The organism is Quadrisphaera setariae (assembly GCF_008041935.1).
GTDB lineage: Bacteria > Actinomycetota > Actinomycetes > Actinomycetales > Quadrisphaeraceae > Quadrisphaera > Quadrisphaera setariae.
This window is the reverse complement of sequence record NZ_VKAC01000009.1, coordinates 138385-156683: the sequence shown is the minus strand read 5'-3', so window position 1 is coordinate 156683 and position 18299 is coordinate 138385. Positions and strand designations below refer to the sequence as shown.

The following is an 18299-nucleotide window of genomic DNA, read 5'->3' as shown; positions in this document are numbered from 1 at the left end:
CGGCTGGTCATGCGCTCGTGACGAGCGCGGTCTCCGCGGAGCTGGCCTGCGCGCCGTGGCGCGGCAGCACGCGCACGGTGTAGCCGAAGGCGCCGGACCGGCGCAGCACCACGGTGCCGCTGAACAGGTGCCGGCCCTCCTCGTAGCTCTCCTCCAGCGCCAGCGGGGCGGTGGAGGTCTCGAGCAGCTCGTCGTCGACGTCCACCCGGCCGTGCACCACCTGCACCTCGACGTCGGACGGCGAGAGCTGCCCGAGGGTGACGTAGGCGGCCACGCGCACCTCGTCGCCGACCTCCGGGGAGTCGCTGACGCCACCGGACTCGACGTGGTCGACGCGCACGCCGCCCCAGGTCGCGCGGACGCGGCCCTTCCACGCGGCGAGGTCGCGGGCCCCCGCGAAGTCCCCGGCCGCGAGCGCTGCGCCGGAGGTGGCCGCTGGCACGTAGAGAGTGTTCACGTAGTCCTGCACCATGCGGGTGGCCTGCACCTTGGGCGCCAGGGTGGCGAGGGTGTGCTTGACCATCTCCAGCCAGCGGCCGGGCAGGCCGTCGGCGTCGCGGTCGTAGAAGCGCGGCGCCACCTGCGTCTCGACGAGGTCGTACAGGGCGGCGGCCTCGAGGTCGTCGCGGCGGTCGGGGTCCTCGACGCCGTCGGCCGTGGGGATCGCCCAGCCGTTCTCGCCGTCGAACCACTCGTCCCACCAGCCGTCGAGGATCGAGAGGTTGAGGCCGCCGTTGAGGGCGGCCTTCATGCCGGAGGTGCCGCACGCCTCGAGGGGTCGCAGGGGGTTGTTGAGCCACACGTCGACACCCGGGTACATGGTCTGCGCCATGCGGATGTCGTAGTTGGGCAGGACGACGATGCGGTGGCGCACGCCGGCGTCGTCGGCGAACTGGACCATGCGCTGCAGGAGCCGCTTGCCGGAGTCGTCGGCGGGGTGGCTCTTGCCGGCGATGACCAGCTGGACCGGGCGCTCGGGGTGGGTGAGCAGCGCCTTCAGGCGCTCCGGGTCGCGCAGCATGAGCGTGAGGCGCTTGTAGGTGGGCACCCGGCGGGCGAAGCCGATGGTGAGCACGTCGGGGTCGAGCGCGTCGTCCACCCAGCCGAGCTCGGCCGGGGAGGCCCCGCGCCGCAGCCAGGAGGAGCGCACCCGCCGGCGCGCGTCGGCCACCAGCTGGGCGCGCAGCTCACCGCGCAGCGCCCACAGCGCGCCCTCGTCGAGGGCTGCGGCGCCACCGGACTGGCTGGAGGCGTCCTCGCCACCGCCCGAGGCGGCCAGCAGCTCGACCACCTTGCGGTCCACCCAGGTGGGCGCGTGGACGCCGTTGGTGATGGAGGTGATCGGGGTCTCCTGGGCGTCGAAGCCCGGCCACAGGCCGGAGAACATGCCGCGGGAGACCTCGCCGTGGAGGGCGGACACGCCGTTGGCGCGCTGGGCCAGGCGGAAGCCCATGACGGCCATGTTGAACACCGAGGGGTCGCCACCGGCGTAGTCCTCGGCACCGAGCGCGAGCACGCTGTCGAGCGGCACGTCGCCCAGGAAGCCGGAGCCGCCGAGGTGCTCGGCCACGGCGTCGCGGCCGAACCTGTCGATGCCGGCGGGCACCGGGGTGTGGGTGGTGAAGACGGTCGCGGCGCGGACGGCCTCGACGGCCTCGTCGAAGGTGAGGCCCTGGGCGGTCAGCTCGCGGATCCGCTCCACCCCGAGGAAGCCGGCGTGCCCCTCGTTGGTGTGGTAGACCGCCGGCTCCGGGGCGCCGGACAGGCGCGACCACAGGCGCAGCGCGCGCACGCCGCCGGCGCCGAGCAGCAGCTCCTGCTGGAGGCGGTGGTCCCCGCCGCCGCCGTAGAGGCGGTCGGTGACGTTCGCGGCGGCCTCGTCGTTGCCGGTGACGTCGGAGTCGAGCAGCAGCAGCGGGACGCGGCCGACGTCGGCCTTCCACACGTGCGCGAGGAGGGTGCGGCCGTGGGGCAGCGGCAGGGAGATGACCGCGGGCGTGCCGTCGGCCTCGCGCAGCTGGGTCAGCGGCAGCCCGTCGGGGTCGGAGACCGGGTAGGTCTCTGTCTGCCAGCCGTCGCGGGAGAAGGCCTGCTTGAAGTAGCCGGACTTGTAGAGCAGGCCCACGCCGACGATCGGGACGCCGAGGTCGGAGGCGGCCTTGAGGTGGTCGCCGGCGAGGATGCCCAGGCCGCCGGAGTACTGCGGCAGCACCGAGGTGATCCCGAACTCCGGGGAGAAGTAGGCGATGGCCTGCGGGCCCCCGTGGGCCGCGACCTCCTCCTGGTACCAGCGGTCACCGGTGAGGTACGCCTGCAGGTCCTCCTGGGCGGCCTCCACGGCGGCCACCACGGAGCGGTCGGCGGCCAGCTCCTCGAGGCGCTCGGGAGACAGCGCGCCGAGCAGGGCGACGGGGTCGTGCCGCAGGGCCCGCCAGCGCTCGGGGTCGAGGCTCGCGAAGAGGTCCTGGGTCGGGGCGTGCCACGACCACCGCAGGTTGGTGGCCAGCTCGCCGAGGGGTGCCAGCTGCTCCGGCAGGGCGGTGCGGACGGTGAACCGTCGGATCGCTCTCACAGCCGACGAACCTATGCCAGTCCCGCGCGGGTCGGCGAGGGGTGATCAGGCGCTTCCGCCCGGGCACGGCGGCGCGCCGCGCCCCGCTCGCCCCTGATCTCGGCTGTCGCCCGCACCAGCGCCTCGATAGGTTCGCGGTCGTGACCGCTGAGCCCTCGGCCGACGCCACGGCGCGCCCGCAGCAGCCCCGCCAGCCCCTCATCGCCCCCTCCCCCAGCGGGCTGGGGCGCATCCCCGTCATCGACACCAGCCCGTCGGTCGACGGCGGCCGCTGGGCGGCCAAGGCGGTGGTGGGTGAGGCGGTGCCGGTGCGCGCCACGGTCTTCCGCGAGGGCCACGACGCCGTGAGCGCCTCCGCGGTGCTCGCCCGCCCCGACGGCTCGGTCCGCACCCGCACCACGATGACCGCGCTCGCCCCCGGCACCGACCGGTGGGAGGCCTGGGTGGTGCCGGACGCCCCGGGCGACTGGACGTTCTGGGTGGAGGGGTGGAGCGACCCCTACGGCACGTGGGACCACGACGCCACCATCAAGGTGCGCGCCGGGGTCGACGTCGAGCTCATGCTCGTCGAGGGCGCCCTCCTGCTCGAGCGGGCCGCCGCCCGCGACGACCTGCCCGAGCACGTGGTCCGCCTGCTCCACGGCGCGGCGTGGGCGCTGCGCGACACCGGCCGGCCCGCCGAGGCGCGCCTGGCCGCGGGCACCGCCGACGAGGTCAGGGCCGCCCTGGCCGAGCACCCGCTGCGCGACATGGTCTCCCCCGGGCCGGTGATGCGGCTGCGCGTCGAGCGCGAGCGAGCGCTGGTCGGCGCCTGGTACGAGGTGTTCCCGCGCTCCGAGGGCGCCTGGCGGGACGAGTTCGGCGCCTGGCACAGCGGCACGCTGCGCACGGCGACCACCGCCGTCGACAGGGCCAAGTCGATGGGCTTCGACGTCATCTACCTCACGCCGATCCACCCGATCGGCACCACGAACCGCAAGGGCCGCAACAACACCCTCGTCGCCGAGCCCGGAGACCCGGGCTCCCCCTACGGCATCGGCTCCGAGGCCGGCGGCCACGACGCGGTCCACCCCGACCTGGGCACCTTCGACGACTTCGACCACTTCGTGCGGTACGCCAACGACCGCGGCCTGGAGGTGGCGCTCGACATCGCGCTGCAGGCCTCGCCGGACCACCCGTGGGTGCGCGAGCACCCGGAGTGGTTCACGCGCCGCTCCGACGGCTCGATCGCCTACGCGGAGAACCCGCCCAAGAAGTACCAGGACATCTACCCGGTCAACTTCGACGACGACCCCGAGGGCATCTACGCCGAGGTCCTGCGGATCGTGCTGCTGTGGGTCGAGCACGGCGTGAAGCTCTTCCGCGTCGACAACCCCCACACCAAGTCGGTGGTGTTCTGGGAGTGGCTCATCGCCAAGGTCCGCGAGGTCGACCCGGACGTGCTGTTCCTGTCCGAGGCCTTCACGAAGCCCGCCATGATGCGCGCGCTGGCCAAGGTGGGCTTCGCGCAGAGCTACACCTACTACGCCTGGCGCACCACCCGCGCGCAGCTCACCGACTACCTGCTCGAGCTCACCACCGGCGGTGACGAGCCGGGCGAGGGCGACGCCGCCCACGGCGGCACCGCTGACTACCTGCGGCCCAGCTTCTGGCCCACCACGCACGACATCCTCACGCCGTACATGCAGTACGGCGGGCCCGCCGCGCACGCCCTGCGCGCCGTCATCGCGGCCACCGCCGTGCCGACCTACGGCATCTACGCCGGCTACGAGCTGGTGGAGAACGTGGCGCGCCCGGGCGCGGAGGAGCACGTCGACAACGAGAAGTACGAGTACAAGCAGCGCGACTGGGACGGCGCGGCCGCCGCCGGGCGGTCCCTGGCGCCGCTGCTGGCCAAGCTCAACTACGCGCGCCACCACCACCCCGCGCTGCAGCGCCTGCGCGGGCTGTCCTTCCACACCGCCGACGACGACGACGTGCTGGTCTACTCGCGCCGCGTGCCGGCGGAGCAGTCGCCGACGGGCGCGGAGGACGTGGTCCTCGTCGTCGTCAACCTGGACCCCCACTCCACCCGCGAGACCACGGTCCACCTGGACATGGCCGCCCTCGGCCTGGCCCCGTGGGACCCGTTCACCGCCCGCGACCTCGTCAGCGGCGACTCGTGGACCTGGTGGGAGAACACCTACGTCAAGCTCGGGCCCGACACCTCGCCGTTCCACGTCGTGTCGGTGACGCGCGTGACCGAGACCGCCGAGACCGAGGGGACGGGCGCGTGAGCGCGCAGACCGGCGCCGTCGCCCCCACCACGGGCACGCACCTGCACGACCTGCTGGGTCCGTGGGTCCCCCACCAGCGCTGGTACCCGGCCAAGGGCCGCGAGGCGCGCACCGAGGTGGTCGGGAGGATCCTGCTGCCCTGGGCCGACCCGGAGGACGTGCGCGTGCTCGTCCACGTCGTCCGGGTGACCACCGCGGCCGGGGGCCCGGCGGGGAGCACCGGGCACGTCGACGTGGTGCAGGTGCCGCTGGTGCACCGCCGGGCGCCCCGCACCGGGCCGGACGCCGCTGCGGCGCTGCTCGGCGTGCTCACCGACCCCGAGGGCATCGGCTGGTACGTCTACGACGGCCCGCACGACCCCGCCTACGTGGAGGCGCTCCTGGCGCTGCTGTCGGGCCAGATCCGCGGGGTGGCCCTGGACGCCTCTGGCGAGCAGGCCGACCACGCCGGCACCGCCGTGGGCCACCACCCCGCGGGCGCCACCCCGCCCGAGCCCGGCAGCCCGGCGCGGGTGCTGCGCGGGGAGCAGTCCAACACCTCGATCATCGTGGAGCCGGAGGACGGCTCCGCCCCCGTCATCGTCAAGGTCTTCCGCACGCTCCACCCGGGGCGCAACCCCGACGTGGAGGTGCAGGCCTCGCTGTCCCCCGCCGGCGTCAGCGCCGTCCCGGCGCTGGCGGGCTGGGTGGAGGGCGCGTGGCCGGCCTCCGCCGACGCCTCGGCCCCCCTGGTCTCCGGTGACCTGGCCGTGGCCAGCGAGTTCCTCGTCGGAGCCCAGGACGCCTGGCGCGAGGCCACCGCGGCCGTGGTGGCCGGCACCGACTTCTCCGAGCGCGCCCGGGCCCTGGGCGCCGCGACCGCCCAGGTGCACGCCGCCCTGGCGGAGCAGCTGCCCAGCCGCTCCGCCGCCGACGACGACGCGCGCCGCCTCGCGGACGGCTGGCGCCAGCGCCTGGAGTGGGCCCTGTCCGAGGCCGACGTCCTCGCCGACCGCGCCGACGCGCTGCGCGAGCGCGTGGCCACCTCCGCGGCGCTCGACGCGGCGGCCCTGGGGGTGCTGCAGCGCGTCCACGGCGACTACCACCTGGGGCAGGTGCTCGACGTCCCGGGCCGCGGGTGGGTGCTGCTCGACTTCGAGGGCGAGCCGCTGCGGCCGCTGGCCGAGCGGACCCTGCCCGACCTGGCCCTCCGCGACGTCGCGGGCATGCTGCGCTCCTTCGACTACGCCGCCCGCCAGACCACCGTCGGGCTCGCCGAGGAGGCCTCGGCGGAGGAGGCGCGCGCGGCGGCCTCCGCGTGGGCCGACGCGGCGCGCGCGGCGTTCTGCGAGGGCTACGCCTCCGTCACGGGTGCGGACCCGCGCGAGGCGGGGGCGCTGCTGGACGCCCTCGAGCTCGACAAGGCCCTCTACGAGGTGGTCTACGAGGTCCGCAACCGGCCGGCCTGGGTGGCGGTGCCGCTGGCGGCCGTCGACAGGCTGCTGGAGGGGAGCACCGCGGCGTAGCAGGGCGGCGGACCTCGTGCCAGGGTGAGGGTCATGGACACCAGCCCGGCTCCCGCAAGCCTCGACACCGAGCTCCTGCGCCAGGTGGCGCGGGGTGAGAGCCCCTTCCCGCACGACGTCCTGGGAGCCCACCTGGCCCCGGACGGCACCATCACGGTCCGCGTCCTGAAGCCGATGGCCGAGCAGGTGGTGCTCCTCACGCCCGGCGACGCGCGCACCCCCTTCGTGCACCAGGCGGAGGGCGTCTGGGCGGCGGTGATGCCGGGTGAGGCGGTGACCGACTACCGCATCGAGGTGACGATGCCGGGCGAGGACGCCCGCGTCGTCGACGACCCCTACCGCTTCCTCCCCACGCTGACCCCGTTCGACCTGCACCTCATCTCCGAGGGGCGCCACGAGGAGCTGTGGACCGTCCTGGGCGCACACGTGCACGTGTGGCCGGGGGTGATGGGCGAGGTGCGCGGCACGTCGTTCGCGGTGTGGGCGCCCCGTGCGCGCGCCGTGCAGGTCATCGGCGACTTCAACGGCTGGGACGGCCGCCAGAGCTCGATGCGCTCCCTCGGCAGCTCAGGGGTGTGGGAGCTGTTCCTGCCCGAGGTGGGCGTGGGGACCCGGTACAAGTTCCGCATCCAGACCCAGTCCGGAGGGTGGGTGGAGAAGGCCGACCCGATGGCGCGCGCCACCGAGGTTCCGCCGCTGACGGCGTCGGTGGTCACCGAGTCGCACTACACCTGGAACGACGACGCGTGGCTGGCCCAGCGCGCCGGCACCGACGCGACCACCTCCCCCATGAGCGTCTACGAGGTGCACCTGGCCTCCTGGAGGCCCGGGCTGAGCTACCGCGAGGCCGCCGACCAGCTGGCCGAGTACGCCTCGGCGGCCGGCTTCACGCACGTGGAGCTGCTGCCGATCGCCGAGCACCCCTTCGGCGGGTCCTGGGGCTACCAGGTCACGGGCTACTACGCCCCCACCTCGCGCCTGGGCACCCCCGACGACGCGAAGTACCTCGTGGACCGGCTCCACCAGGCGGGCCTCGGCGTCATCCTCGACTGGGTGCCCGCGCACTTCCCGAAGGACGAGTGGGCGCTGGCGCGCTTCGACGGCGAGCCGCTGTACGAGTACCCGGACCCCCGCAAGGGCGAGCACCCCGACTGGGGCACCCTCGTGCCCGACTTCGGGCGTCCGGAGGTCCGGAACTTCCTCGTGGCGAACGCCGTCTACTGGCTGCAGGAGTTCCACATCGACGGCCTCCGCGTCGACGCGGTCGCCTCGATGCTCTACCTCGACTACTCCCGCCAGAGCGGGCAGTGGGTGCCCAACCGCTTCGGCGGTCGCGAGCACCTGGAGGCCATCGAGTTCCTCCAGGAGGTCAACGCCACGGCGTACAAGAAGGTGCCCGGCATCGTCATGATCGCCGAGGAGTCCACGGCGTGGCCGGGCGTGACGCGCCCCACCGACGCCGGCGGCCTCGGGTTCGGCCTGAAGTGGAACATGGGCTGGATGCACGACTCGCTGCGCTACCTCGGCGAGGACCCGGTCAACCGCAGCTGGCACCACGGCGAGATGACCTTCGCGATGGTCTACGCCTACTCCGAGAACTACGTGCTGCCCATCAGCCACGACGAGGTCGTGCACGGCAAGGGCTCGCTGCTGCGCAAGGCCCCCGGTGACCGCTGGCAGCAGGTGGCCACGCTGCGCGCCTTCCTGGCGTTCATGTGGGCCCACCCGGGCAAGCAGCTGCTCTTCATGGGCCAGGAGTTCGGGCAGGAGGCCGAGTGGTCCGAGGCCCGCGGCCTGGACTGGTGGCTGCTCGACCAGCCGCTGCACGCCGGCGTCCTGGAGTGCCTCACCGACCTCAACCGCGTCTACAAGGAGACGCCGGCGCTGTACGAGCTCGACACCGACCCCGCGGGCTTCTCCTGGGTCAGCGCTGACGACTCCGCGCACAACACGTTCTCGTTCATCCGCTGGGACGCCCAGCGCCGCCCGCTGGTGTTCATCGTCAACTTCGCGGGCGTGCCCCACGAGGACTACCGCCTGGGCTTCCCCGGCGCCGGCCGGTGGACCGAGGTCGTCAACACCGACGACGCGAGGTACGGCGGCTCGGGCGTCACCAACGGCGGCTCGGTGGAGGTGGCCGCCGAACCGCACTGGGGCCAGCCGGCCTCGGCGCTGGTGCGCATCCCGCCGCTGGGCTCGGTGTGGTTCACCCCCGAGCAGTGGCCCCCGGCGGAGGGACTGTCGTCGGCTGCCTCGACGACGGGTCAGTCCGAGCCCCAGGCTCCGACCCAGCCGGTGGCTGACGCCTCCGAGGCGCAGGTCCGCGGGACCGAGGGCGCAGCGCTCGACGAGCTGGTGGTGACCGCCGACCCGCCGGAGTACCTCAAGTCCGCGGACGAGAAGGCCTGAGGCTTCCCGACGGACGACGGCGCCCCGCTGCTGACGCAGGTCAGCGGCGGGGCGCCGTCGTCGTCCGGGCGAGGGGCCCGGACGGGCTCAGTACAGCGCGGCGGCGAGGTTGCGACGAGCGGCGGCGACGCGCGGGTCCTCGGCGCCGACCACGTCGAACAGCTCCACCAGGCGGGCGCGCACGCGGTCGCGATCATCGCCGGAGGTGGTGCGCACCAGGGCCACGAGACGGCCGAACGCGCCCTCGGCGTCCCCGGCGAGCACCTGGTGGTCCGCGGCGAGCAGGCCAGCGTCGACGTCGCCGGGGGCGCCGTCGGCGGCGGCCAGGGCCTGAGCGGCCTGGGTGCCGCGGGTGCGGCGGCGCAGCTCGATGCTGGCCAGGCCGATGGCGGCCTCGGCGTCCGCCGGGGCCTCGGCCAGCGCGCGGCGGTAGGCGTCGGCGGCGGCGTCGAGGTCTCCGCGGGTGATGGCCTCGCGCGCCTCCGCGTGCAGGGGGGGCACGGGCGGCTCGGCGGGGGCGGCCTGCTCACCGTCGTCACCAGGCGCGCCGACGCCGGGCACCCGCCCGGTGACGCCGTTCGCGGCGGCCACCTTGAGCAGCTCCTCGAGCACCTGGCGGACCTGCGGCTCGGGGTAGGCGCCCTGGAACAGCGGCACCGGCTGACCGGCGAGCACGGCGACCACGGTGGGGACGGACTGCACCTGGAACGCCGCGGCGATCTGGGGGTTGGCGTCGACGTCGACCTTGGCCAGCAGGAACGCGCCCGCGTACTCCTCGGCGAGGCGCTCCAGCACCGGCGAGAGCTGCTTGCACGGCCCGCACCAGGTGGCCCACAGGTCCACGACCACCGGCACCTGCGCCGACAGCTGGACCAGCGAGGCGAACTCGGCGTCGGAGACGTCCAGGACGACGCTCGCACCACCCGCTGCGGGCTGGTCGGCGGCCTGGTCGGTGGCGGGGCCCGGTCCGTCCGAAGGGCCACCGGGAGGGGTGGCCGGGGCGGCAGGGCGCTGGGGGCGGTTGGCCAGGCCAGAGAGGTCGACGGCGCCGCGCAGGTTCAGGCGCGGGCCGGGGCGGCTCGCCGGGGTGCTCATGGCTCCATCCTCCCCCAGGCCGCTCAGCGGACGACCACCCCGGTGGTCCCCCGCTGGCCGGCGACCAGGGCCACCTGGCCCGAGGTGGGGACCCTGAGGACGACGACCTCGGCGGTGCTCACCTCCAGCCCCTTCGGCGCCGTGGTCCGTCCCGCCAGCGCCGCCAGGTCGGGGGGCAGCGACTGGCTGACACCCGTTCCGCGAGGCGTGAACGTGCGCTTCCCGGAGAGCACGCCCACCACGAGCGCGCCACCGTCGGTGGTGCGCAGGGCCCACAGGGCGCCCTCCCGCGGCGTGTGGGCAGCGGCGTAGTCGACGTACGCGGACACGCCGTCCCGCTCGGCCTGCTGCTCGGTGAGCACCTGCGCGCGCAGGGGGTCCTCGGCGAGGGTGGCGGCCGCCGGGGCGCCGGCGCCACGGGTGAGGACGTCCGCGTAGCCCTCCAGCGCCTGCGCGGGCGTGACGGCCAGACCAGCGGCGTCGGCGGGGAGGGGCTCGGCAGCGCCGCCGCTGGCGGCGGGCTGCGGGAGGGAGGCCCCGGGGAGCAGCGTCGCTGAGGCCACCACGCGGTAGGGGTCGCGCGGGCCGTCCTGCACGAGCACCACCACCTGCGGGACGGCGCCACCGCCCGGCTGCAGCGCGGTGAGGAACCAGCGCGGCCACTCCCCCTGCGGGGGGACCGCGGTGAGGAGGCGCCGTCCGGCCAGCGGCACCGGCTCGGGGCTCGTCGGCACCTGCGCCCGCACCGCCAGCGCCGCCCGGCGGACCTCGAGCTCGGCTCCGGCGTAGCGCGCGTCCAGGCCGTCGGTCCGGACCTGCGCCACGGCGCCGAGGATGTGGGCCACCTGGGGCGCGGCCACGGCGGCGGGAGCTGCCGTCCGGGCGCTGGCGGCGCGCTCGGCACCCACCGGTGCGCCCGCGCAGCCGCCCAGCGCCGCCAGCACTGCGGCGACGGCCACACCGGCGAGACCGACGACGACGCGCGCGCGCCTCACGACAGGACCTCCGTGCCGGTGCGCTGACCACGGCGGAGCAGGCCTGCGCTGGTCAGGGCGCTGAGGACCGCCCCTGCTCCGCACATCGCCCCGGCGGCCAGGAGCAGCACGGCGAGCAGCGGGACCGGCCGGCTGCTCCAGGTCACCTCCACCCGGGAGGGAGCCGGTGCGGTGCCGTCGGACGCCACGAGCACCGCCTGGGCCGCCGGACCTGGTGCGGTCGCCGCGTCCAGGGCGAGCTGAGCGCTCCCGTCACCGCGCTGCCGCGCCGTCCACAGGTCGCTGCCGGCGGGGTCGGGGGCGGGTGCGGAGCCGTCGGCGCGCTCCACGCGCACGCCGCCGTCGTCGTCGAGACCGGTGGCCGAGGACGTGGTGGTGCCACGGCTCCACGCCTGGACGTCACCGGCGCTCCCGCTGGCCACGAGCACGGGCCCGTCACCGCGCGCGCTGACCACCACCTCACCGCCGTGCGCGCCCAGCAGCTGCGGGGAGAGCACCACGAGCGGCGCGGAGAGCGCGCCGCTCGGGAGCTCGGCGGTGGTGCGCTCGACGGGACGCGCGACGGTGGCCAGCATCGCTCCCGCGGCCAGCAGCAGCACCGAGAGGAGCGCCAGTGCGGCCGGACGGCCTCGGGACCAGCGGCGGCTGATCGGACGCCTCTCCCGGCGCGCGGCGCGGCGCGGCTGCGGGTGGGCCTCTCGACGGGTCTCGCGGCGGGTGGGGAGCCCGCTCACCGGCTCACTGGCCGCGACCGGGTTCGCCCTCGGCGCGCTCGATGGCGGCCTCGAGCCTGTCGAGCTTGCCCTGCATCTCCCCCGAGCGGCCCGGGCGGATGTCGGCCTTGAGCACCAGGGAGACCCGGGGGCTGGCCGCGGCGACGGCCTCGCAGGCCCGGCGCACCACGTCCATGCACTCGTCCCACTCGCCCTCGAGGGTGGTGAACATGGCGTCCGTCCGGTGCGGCAGCCCGCTGGAGCGCACCACGCGCACCGCGGCGGCGACCGCCTCGGTGACCGAGCCGTCGTCGTCGCTGGCGGAGCTGGGAGAGACGGAGAACGCGACGAGCATGCGCCCCACGGTAGCCATGCGCCGCCCACAGCGCGGGTGGTTCAGCGCGGGTGGTTCAGCGGGGGTGGTTCAGCGGGGCCGGCGGTTGGCCCGCGCCCGCCAGCAGGAGCGGTGCCAGTGGCGTCGCTCGGAGGGCCCGGCACCGGGGGCGGCGTCGGCGGGCCACGCCACCACGTGGGCAGATCCCGGCGGGATCACCTGCTCGCACCCGGGGCACCGGTAGGGCTTGAGGGCCGCGGCGCCGGGGACCGCCCGCACCAGCCACTCGCCATCGGGGGCGCTCTCGCCGGTGGCCCACCCGACCGGCCGCGCGGGCTCTGCGGCGCCCACCTGGCGCCGCTCGGACCGAGCCCCGCGGCGGCCGCCGGTGCGCGGGCTGGGCTGAGGACGGCGGCGCGGCACGTCCCCATCCTCCGCCATCAGCGCCGATGGGTAACGTGCGCGCTCGTGCGCCTCGTCATCGCCCGCTGCTCGGTCGACTACGAGGGGCGGCTCAACGCCCACCTGCCCCTCGCCACCCGCCTGCTGCTCGTCAAGGCCGACGGCAGCGTGCTCGTCCACGCCGACGGCGGCTCCTACAAGCCGCTGAACTGGATGAGCCCTCCGTGCACCCTGGCGGTGGAGCCGGCCGGCGGCCCGCACGCCGAGGCGGGCGCCCAGGAGGTGTGGACCGTGAGGTCCAGCAAGACGGAGGACCGGCTCGTGGTGGCCGTCCACGAGGTCCTGCACGACTCCACCCACGAGCTGGGCACCGACCCGGGGCTGGTGAAGGACGGGGTGGAGGCCCAGCTGCAGAAGCTGCTGTCAGAGCAGGTGGAGCTCCTGGGCGAGGGCCACCAGCTGGTGCGCCGCGAGTACCCCACGGCGATCGGTCCGGTGGACCTGCTCGTCCGCTCTCCCCACGGCGGCACGGTGGCGGTGGAGGTCAAGCGCCGGGCCGAGATCGACGGTGTGGAGCAGCTCACCCGCTACCTGCAGCTGCTCAACCGGGACCCGCTGCTCGCGCCGGTCGAGGGCGTGCTCGCCGCGCAGGAGATCCGGCCTCAGGCGCGGGTGCTCGCCACCGACCGCGGCATCCGCTGCCTCGTGCTCGACTACGACGCGCTCCGCGGCGTGGACGACGTGGAGTCCCGGCTCTTCTGAGGGGCCCACCCCGGGGCCCGACGACGGCGACGTCTGGTGCGGCGGGCGCTGCTGGCGCACCATGTGCGGATGGGGTGGAGCGCGAGCGGCACGGCGCTCGGGGCCTGGACGACGTTCGCCCTGTCCCTGCTCATGCTCGGAGTGCTCGTGCTCGCCCTGCGCTGGACGTTCTCGCGAGGCCACTCCCTCGTGGAGCGCAAGCCCCGCACGGGCAGGTCCAGCGAGTACGGGCTGCTCGTGGTGGTCAGCGAGCCCGGCACGTTCGTCGAGGCCGAGGTCGACCGGCAACGACTGGTCGCGGCGGGCGTTCGAGCGACCCTCGCCCCCACCACGGACGGACCGCGGGTGCTCGTGTTCCCCGAGGACGCCAGCGTCGCCAGGGCCCTGCTCGAGGCGGCGTGAGGAGCAGCCGCGGCGCCTAGAGGGCCGGGTGGCCCGGGGCGCCGGGCGGAGCGGCCTCGAGCCAGGACGTGAAGCCCGTCGCAGCGTCAGGGCTCATGCCCAGCTCCAGGCAGGCTCCGCGGTGCGTGCACCGCACCACGACGTCCCCGGGCTGGAGGGCCAGGCCCTCCTCAGCGCCGGGTGAGCGGCGCCCGACCACCTCGAGGTCGGTGCGCGCCCACGTCGAGCGCGGCCCGGGGCGCAGCGACAGGACGCTCCACCACCGCACGTGGTGGCTGTCGAACCTGCCGATGCCCACGGACCACGCCCGACCACGACGGCGCACCGCGCACTCGAAGCTCCCCGGCACCTTGACGAGCGCCCGGCGGCGCAGCGCCACCGCGACGAGGAGGAGCGCGAGCAGCACCAGGCCCGACGCCGCGGCGACCGCGACGTCCAGGAGCACGGCCTCGAGCGGCACCCCCGTCAGCTGGCCGTCAGCGTCAGGCCCGCTCGCCCACGCGGGCGCGCTCGGCGACGACGAGCACGGTGTCGTGCTCGACGGACAGGAAGCCACCGTCGACGTGGGCGGTCACGCCCCCACCGACGCCGTCCACGCGGACCTCGCCCTCGGCGAGCACCGCGAGCATCGGCTCGTGCCCGGTGAGGATGCCGACCTCGCCCTCGAGGGTGCGGGCGATGACCATCGTGGCCTCGCCCGTCCACACCTCGCGCTCGGCCGAGACGACCTGCACCTGCAGGCTCACTCGCCGGTCTCCTTCTTGATCTGCGCCCACTTCTTCTCGACGTCCTCGATGCCGCCGACGTTGAAGAAGGCCTGCTCGGCGACGTGGTCGTACTCGCCGTCAGCGATCATCCGGAACGACTCGACGGTCTCCTTGAGCGGCACGGTCGAGCCCTCGACACCAGTGAACTTCTCCGCCATGTACGTGTTCTGGCTGAGGAACTGCTGGATGCGGCGCGCGCGGTTGACGACGACCTTGTCCTCCTCGGACAGCTCGTCGACACCGAGGATCGCGATGATGTCCTGCAGCTCCTTGTTGCGCTGGAGGATCTGCTTGACGCGCGTCGCGGTCTGGTAGTGGTCCTGGCCGAGGAAGCGCGGGTCCAGGATGCGGCTCGTGGAGCTCAGCGGGTCCACGGCCGGGTACAGGCCGCGGCTCGCGATCTCGCGGGAGAGCTCCGTCGTCGCGTCGAGGTGCGCGAAGGTCGTCGCCGGAGCCGGGTCGGTGTAGTCGTCCGCGGGGACGTAGATCGCCTGCAGCGAGGTGATCGAGTGACCTCGGGTGGAGGTGATGCGCTCCTGCAGGACGCCCATCTCGTCGGCGAGGTTGGGCTGGTAGCCCACGGCCGAGGGCATGCGGCCCAGCAGGGTCGACACCTCCGAGCCTGCCTGCGTGAAGCGGAAGATGTTGTCGATGAAGAGCAGCACGTCCTGGTTCTGGACGTCGCGGAAGTACTCCGCCATCGTCAGGGCGCTCAGGGCGACGCGGAGGCGGGTGCCCGGCGGCTCGTCCATCTGGCCGAAGACCAGCGCGGTCTTGTCGAAGACGCCGGCCTCCTCCATCTCAGCGATGAGGTCGTTGCCCTCGCGGGTGCGCTCACCGACGCCGGCGAACACCGACACACCGCCGTGGTTCTGGGCGACGCGCTGGATCATCTCCTGGATCAGCACGGTCTTGCCCACGCCCGCGCCGCCGAACAGACCGATCTTGCCGCCCTGCACGTAGGGGGTCAGCAGGTCGATGACCTTGATGCCGGTCTCGAACATCGTGGTCTTCGACTCGAGCTGGTCGAACGCCGGGGCCTTGCGGTGGATCGGCCAGCGGTCGGTGATCTCGAGGGTCTCGCCCTCGGCCAGGTCCAGCGGCACGCCGTTGACGTTGAAGACGTGTCCCAGCGTGACGTCGCCCACCGGTACCGAGATCGGGCTGCCGGTGTCCTGGACCGTCATGCCGCGCACGAGGCCGTCGGTCGGCTTCAGGGCGATGGCGCGGGCCTGGTTGTCACCGATGTGCTGGGCGACCTCGAGGGTCAGCTGCGTGGACTCGCCCAGCAGCGTGTAGTCGATGGTGAGGGCGTTGTAGATGTCGGGCATCCCGTCCGCGGGGAACTCGACGTCGACGACCGGTCCGGTCACCCGGATGATGCGGCCGGACGCCGGAGCTGCGGCGGAGTGGGGGCGCTCGGTGGTGGTCGCGGTCATCTCGGTGCGGTCCTCTCAGCGGACGATCTAGGCGGTGGTCAGCGGGCCGAGGTCATGGCGTCAGCGCCGCTGACGATCTCGGAGATCTCCTGCGTGATCTCCGCCTGGCGGGCCTGGTTCGCCAGTCGGGTGAAGTCCTTGATGATGTCGTCGGCGTTGTCACCGGCGGCCTTCATCGCGCGCTGGCGAGCGGCGTGCTCGCTGGCGGACGCCTGCAGGAGCAGGTTGAAGATGCGGGCGCTGATGTAGCGCGGCAGGAGCGCGTCGAGCACGGTCTCGGGGTCCGGCTCGAAGGAGTACAGCGGCAGCACCTCGGTGGACGGGGGCGCCTCGACGCCCTCGACCACCTCGAGCGGCAGGAGCCGCAGCGCCTGCGGCTCCTGCGTGACCATCGACAGGAACCGGGTGGAGACGACGTGGATCTCGTCGACCCCGCCCTCGGTCCCGCCGCGCTGGAACGCTGCGACGAGCGCCTCGCCGACCTCGTCGGCCAGCTCGTACGTGGGCGACTCCGAGGAGCCGGTCCAGTCGGCCTCGATGGCGCGACGGCGGAAGCGGAAGTACGTCACGCCCTTGCGGCCGAGCACGTACAGCACGGGCTCCACCCCGCGCTCGCGCAGCGTCGCGATGAGCCGCTCCGCCTCGCGCAGCGTGTTGGACGAGTACGCCCCCGCCATGCCGCGGTCGCTCGTCACGACGAGCACCGCAGCGCGCTTCGGGTCCTCCCGCTCGGTGAGGAGCGGGTGTTCGGCGTCGGTGTAGGTGGCCACCGCCGACACGGCACGGGTCAGAGCGCGGGCGTAGGGGCTCGAGGCGGCCACGGCCTGCCGCGCCTTGGCGATGCGCGACGTCGCGATGAGCTCCATCGCGCGGAAGATCTTCTGGATCGACTGGGTCGACTTGATGCGACCCCGGTACTCACGCAGCTGCCCGCCCACCGGAGCCTCCTCTCGTCGTCGTCGTCATCGTCGTGGCGGTCACGTCAGGACTTCTGCCGGACGATCTGCTCGTTCTGGACGTCGTCCAGGGCGTCCTCGCCGGACGCGTCCTCAGCGCCACCACCCTGCTCGGAGGTGCGGAAGCCGGCGTTGAAGTCGTCCACGGCCTTGTGCAGCGCCGCGACGGTGTCGTCCCCGAGCTGGCCGGTCTCCCGGATGGTGCCCAGGGCGATGTCGTTGCGCCGCAGGTGCTCGAGGAGCTCGGTCTCCCAGCGGCGGACGTCCTCGACCGGGATCTTGTCCATCTTGCCGTTGGTGCCGGCCCAGACGGACACGACCTGCTCCTCGACGGGGAACGGCGAGTACTGGGGCTGCTTGAGCAGCTCGGTCAGGCGCTCGCCGCGGGCCAGCTGGTTGCGGCTGGCAGCGTCGAGGTCGGACGCGAACAGGGCGAACGCCTGCAGCGATCGGTACTGCGCCAGCTCCAGCTTCAGCGTGCCGGAGACCTTCTTCATCGCCTTGATCTGCGCGTCACCGCCCACGCGGGACACCGAGATGCCCACGTCGACGGCGGGGCGCTGGTTGGCGTTGAACAGGTCCGACTGGAGGAAGATCTGCCCGTCCGTGATGGAGATGACGTTGGTCGGGATGTACGCCGACACGTCGTTGGCCTTGGTCTCGATGAGCGGCAGACCGGTCATCGAGCCCGCGCCCAGCTCGTCGGAGAGCTTCGCGCAGCGCTCGAGCAGCCGCGAGTGCAGGTAGAAGACGTCACCGGGGTAGGCCTCGCGACCCGGCGGACGGCGCAGCAGCAGCGACACGGCGCGGTAGGCCTCGGCCTGCTTGGACAGGTCGTCGAAGATGATCAGGACGTGCTTGCCGCCGTACATCCAGTGCTGGCCGATGGCCGAGCCGGTGTAGGGCGCCAGGTACTTGAAGCCGGCCGGGTCCGAGGCCGGGGAGGCCACGATGGTCGTGTACTCCATCGCGCCGGCCTCCTCGAGGGCGCCGCGCACGGAGGCGATCGTGGAGCCCTTCTGGCCGATGCCCACGTAGATGCAGCGGACCTGCTTCTTGGGGTCGCCGGACTCCCAGTTGGCCTTCTGGTTGATGATCGTGTCGAGCGCGATCGCCGTCTTGCCGGTCTGGCGGTCACCGATGATGAGCTCGCGCTGGCCGCGGCCGATCGGGATCATCGCGTCGATGGCCTTGATGCCGGTCTGCAGCGGCTCGTGCACCGACTTGCGCTGCACCACCGAGGGGGCTTGGAGTTCCAGGGCGCGCGTCGCCTCGGCCTTGATCTCGCCGAGGCCGTCGATCGGGTTGCCCAGCGGGTCGACGACCCGGCCGAGGAAGGCGTCGCCCACGGGGGCGGACAGCACCTCGCCGGTGCGGTGCACGGGCTGGCCGGCCTCGATGCCGGCGAACTCGCCGAGCACGATGGCGCCGATCTCGCGCTCCTCGAGGTTCAGCGCCAGGCCGAGGGTGCCGTCCTCGAAGCGGAGCAGCTCGTTGGCCATGGCGCCCGGAAGGCCCTCGATGCGGGCGATGCCGTCGCCGGCCTCGCTGACCGTGCCGATCTCCTCGCGGGAACTGCCGCTGGGCGAGAAGGAGGAGACGAAGTCCTCCAGCGCACCGCGGATCTCCTCAGGCCGGATGGTGAGCTCCGCCATCGTCTGTCCCTGCTCCC

Annotated in this window: 16 protein-coding genes; 5 read left to right on the top strand and 11 right to left on the bottom strand. The window is 73.9% G+C overall.

Annotation, left to right across the window (positions count from 1 at the left end; translation table 11 throughout):
- Nucleotides 1-7 precede the first annotated feature (7 nt).
- Nucleotides 8-2572 (bottom strand): alpha-glucan family phosphorylase, encoded by a 2565-nt coding sequence (gene glgP / locus FMM08_RS15740; protein WP_147927321.1) that lies wholly within the window; start codon nucleotides 2570-2572, stop codon nucleotides 8-10.
- 140 nt (nucleotides 2573-2712) lie between these two features.
- Between glgP and FMM08_RS15735 the strand changes: the two genes are divergently transcribed.
- The 3 genes from FMM08_RS15735 to glgB are packed head-to-tail and all read left to right on the top strand — an operon-like array spanning nucleotide 2713 to nucleotide 8762.
- Nucleotides 2713-4848 carry an alpha-1,4-glucan--maltose-1-phosphate maltosyltransferase gene (locus tag FMM08_RS15735; protein ID WP_147927320.1) on the top strand — a complete coding sequence of 712 codons (2136 nt, stop codon included), beginning with the start codon at nucleotides 2713-2715 and terminating at the stop codon, nucleotides 4846-4848.
- Nucleotides 4845-6353 (top strand): maltokinase N-terminal cap-like domain-containing protein, encoded by a 1509-nt coding sequence (locus FMM08_RS23440; protein ID WP_147927319.1) that lies wholly within the window; start codon nucleotides 4845-4847, stop codon nucleotides 6351-6353. The genes FMM08_RS15735 and FMM08_RS23440 overlap by 4 nt, the downstream gene beginning before the upstream one ends.
- A gap of 33 nt (nucleotides 6354-6386) precedes the next feature.
- Complete coding sequence (glgB, locus tag FMM08_RS23435) at nucleotides 6387-8762, top strand: 1,4-alpha-glucan branching protein GlgB (protein WP_147927318.1); 2376 nt, start codon at nucleotides 6387-6389, stop codon at nucleotides 8760-8762.
- A gap of 87 nt (nucleotides 8763-8849) precedes the next feature.
- Here the strand turns inward: glgB and FMM08_RS15720 are convergent, their stop codons facing one another.
- The 5 genes from FMM08_RS15720 to FMM08_RS15700 all read right to left on the bottom strand — a co-directional run bounded on the left by FMM08_RS15720 (nucleotide 8850) and on the right by FMM08_RS15700 (nucleotide 12322).
- Nucleotides 8850-9857, bottom strand: coding sequence for a tetratricopeptide repeat protein (locus FMM08_RS15720; protein WP_147927317.1), 1008 nt, complete (start codon nucleotides 9855-9857; stop codon nucleotides 8850-8852).
- A 23-nt stretch (nucleotides 9858-9880) separates the two neighbouring features.
- Nucleotides 9881-10852 (bottom strand): DUF8094 domain-containing protein, encoded by a 972-nt coding sequence (locus FMM08_RS15715; RefSeq protein WP_147927316.1) that lies wholly within the window; start codon nucleotides 10850-10852, stop codon nucleotides 9881-9883.
- The gene (locus FMM08_RS15710) at nucleotides 10849-11586 is read right to left on the bottom strand and encodes a hypothetical protein (RefSeq protein WP_147927315.1); all 738 of its coding nucleotides are present in this window, start codon (nucleotides 11584-11586) and stop codon (nucleotides 10849-10851) included. The genes FMM08_RS15715 and FMM08_RS15710 overlap by 4 nt, the downstream gene beginning before the upstream one ends.
- A gap of 4 nt (nucleotides 11587-11590) precedes the next feature.
- The gene (locus tag FMM08_RS15705) at nucleotides 11591-11920 is read right to left on the bottom strand and encodes a thiamine-binding protein (RefSeq protein WP_147927314.1); all 330 of its coding nucleotides are present in this window, start codon (nucleotides 11918-11920) and stop codon (nucleotides 11591-11593) included.
- A 69-nt stretch (nucleotides 11921-11989) separates the two neighbouring features.
- Nucleotides 11990-12322 carry an Rv1322 family protein gene (locus tag FMM08_RS15700; protein ID WP_222710834.1) on the bottom strand — a complete coding sequence of 111 codons (333 nt, stop codon included), beginning with the start codon at nucleotides 12320-12322 and terminating at the stop codon, nucleotides 11990-11992.
- A gap of 45 nt (nucleotides 12323-12367) precedes the next feature.
- Here FMM08_RS15700 and nucS point away from each other — a divergent pair, with 45 nt between their 5' ends.
- Together nucS and FMM08_RS15690 are read left to right on the top strand one after the other, a co-directional pair.
- Nucleotides 12368-13063: an endonuclease NucS gene (gene nucS / locus FMM08_RS15695; protein WP_147927313.1), complete on the top strand. Its 696-nt coding sequence runs from the start codon at nucleotides 12368-12370 to the stop codon at nucleotides 13061-13063.
- Between the two features lie 69 nt (nucleotides 13064-13132).
- Nucleotides 13133-13465 (top strand): hypothetical protein, encoded by a 333-nt coding sequence (locus tag FMM08_RS15690; protein WP_147927312.1) that lies wholly within the window; start codon nucleotides 13133-13135, stop codon nucleotides 13463-13465.
- A 16-nt stretch (nucleotides 13466-13481) separates the two neighbouring features.
- Here the strand turns inward: FMM08_RS15690 and FMM08_RS15685 are convergent, their stop codons facing one another.
- Genes FMM08_RS15685 through atpA form a run of 5 tightly spaced genes read right to left on the bottom strand, consistent with a single transcriptional unit; the run spans nucleotide 13482 to nucleotide 18282 of the window.
- Nucleotides 13482-13925: a DUF2550 domain-containing protein gene (locus FMM08_RS15685; protein WP_222710833.1), complete on the bottom strand. Its 444-nt coding sequence runs from the start codon at nucleotides 13923-13925 to the stop codon at nucleotides 13482-13484.
- Between the two features lie 22 nt (nucleotides 13926-13947).
- Nucleotides 13948-14211 carry a F0F1 ATP synthase subunit epsilon gene (locus tag FMM08_RS15680; protein WP_147927311.1) on the bottom strand — a complete coding sequence of 88 codons (264 nt, stop codon included), beginning with the start codon at nucleotides 14209-14211 and terminating at the stop codon, nucleotides 13948-13950.
- Nucleotides 14208-15671 (bottom strand): F0F1 ATP synthase subunit beta, encoded by a 1464-nt coding sequence (gene atpD, locus FMM08_RS15675; RefSeq protein ID WP_147927310.1) that lies wholly within the window; start codon nucleotides 15669-15671, stop codon nucleotides 14208-14210. The genes FMM08_RS15680 and atpD overlap by 4 nt, the downstream gene beginning before the upstream one ends.
- A gap of 38 nt (nucleotides 15672-15709) precedes the next feature.
- Complete coding sequence (locus tag FMM08_RS15670) at nucleotides 15710-16609, bottom strand: F0F1 ATP synthase subunit gamma (RefSeq protein ID WP_147927309.1); 900 nt, start codon at nucleotides 16607-16609, stop codon at nucleotides 15710-15712.
- Between the two features lie 44 nt (nucleotides 16610-16653).
- Nucleotides 16654-18282: a F0F1 ATP synthase subunit alpha gene (gene atpA / locus FMM08_RS15665; protein WP_147927308.1), complete on the bottom strand. Its 1629-nt coding sequence runs from the start codon at nucleotides 18280-18282 to the stop codon at nucleotides 16654-16656.
- Nucleotides 18283-18299: the final 17 nt, after the last annotated feature.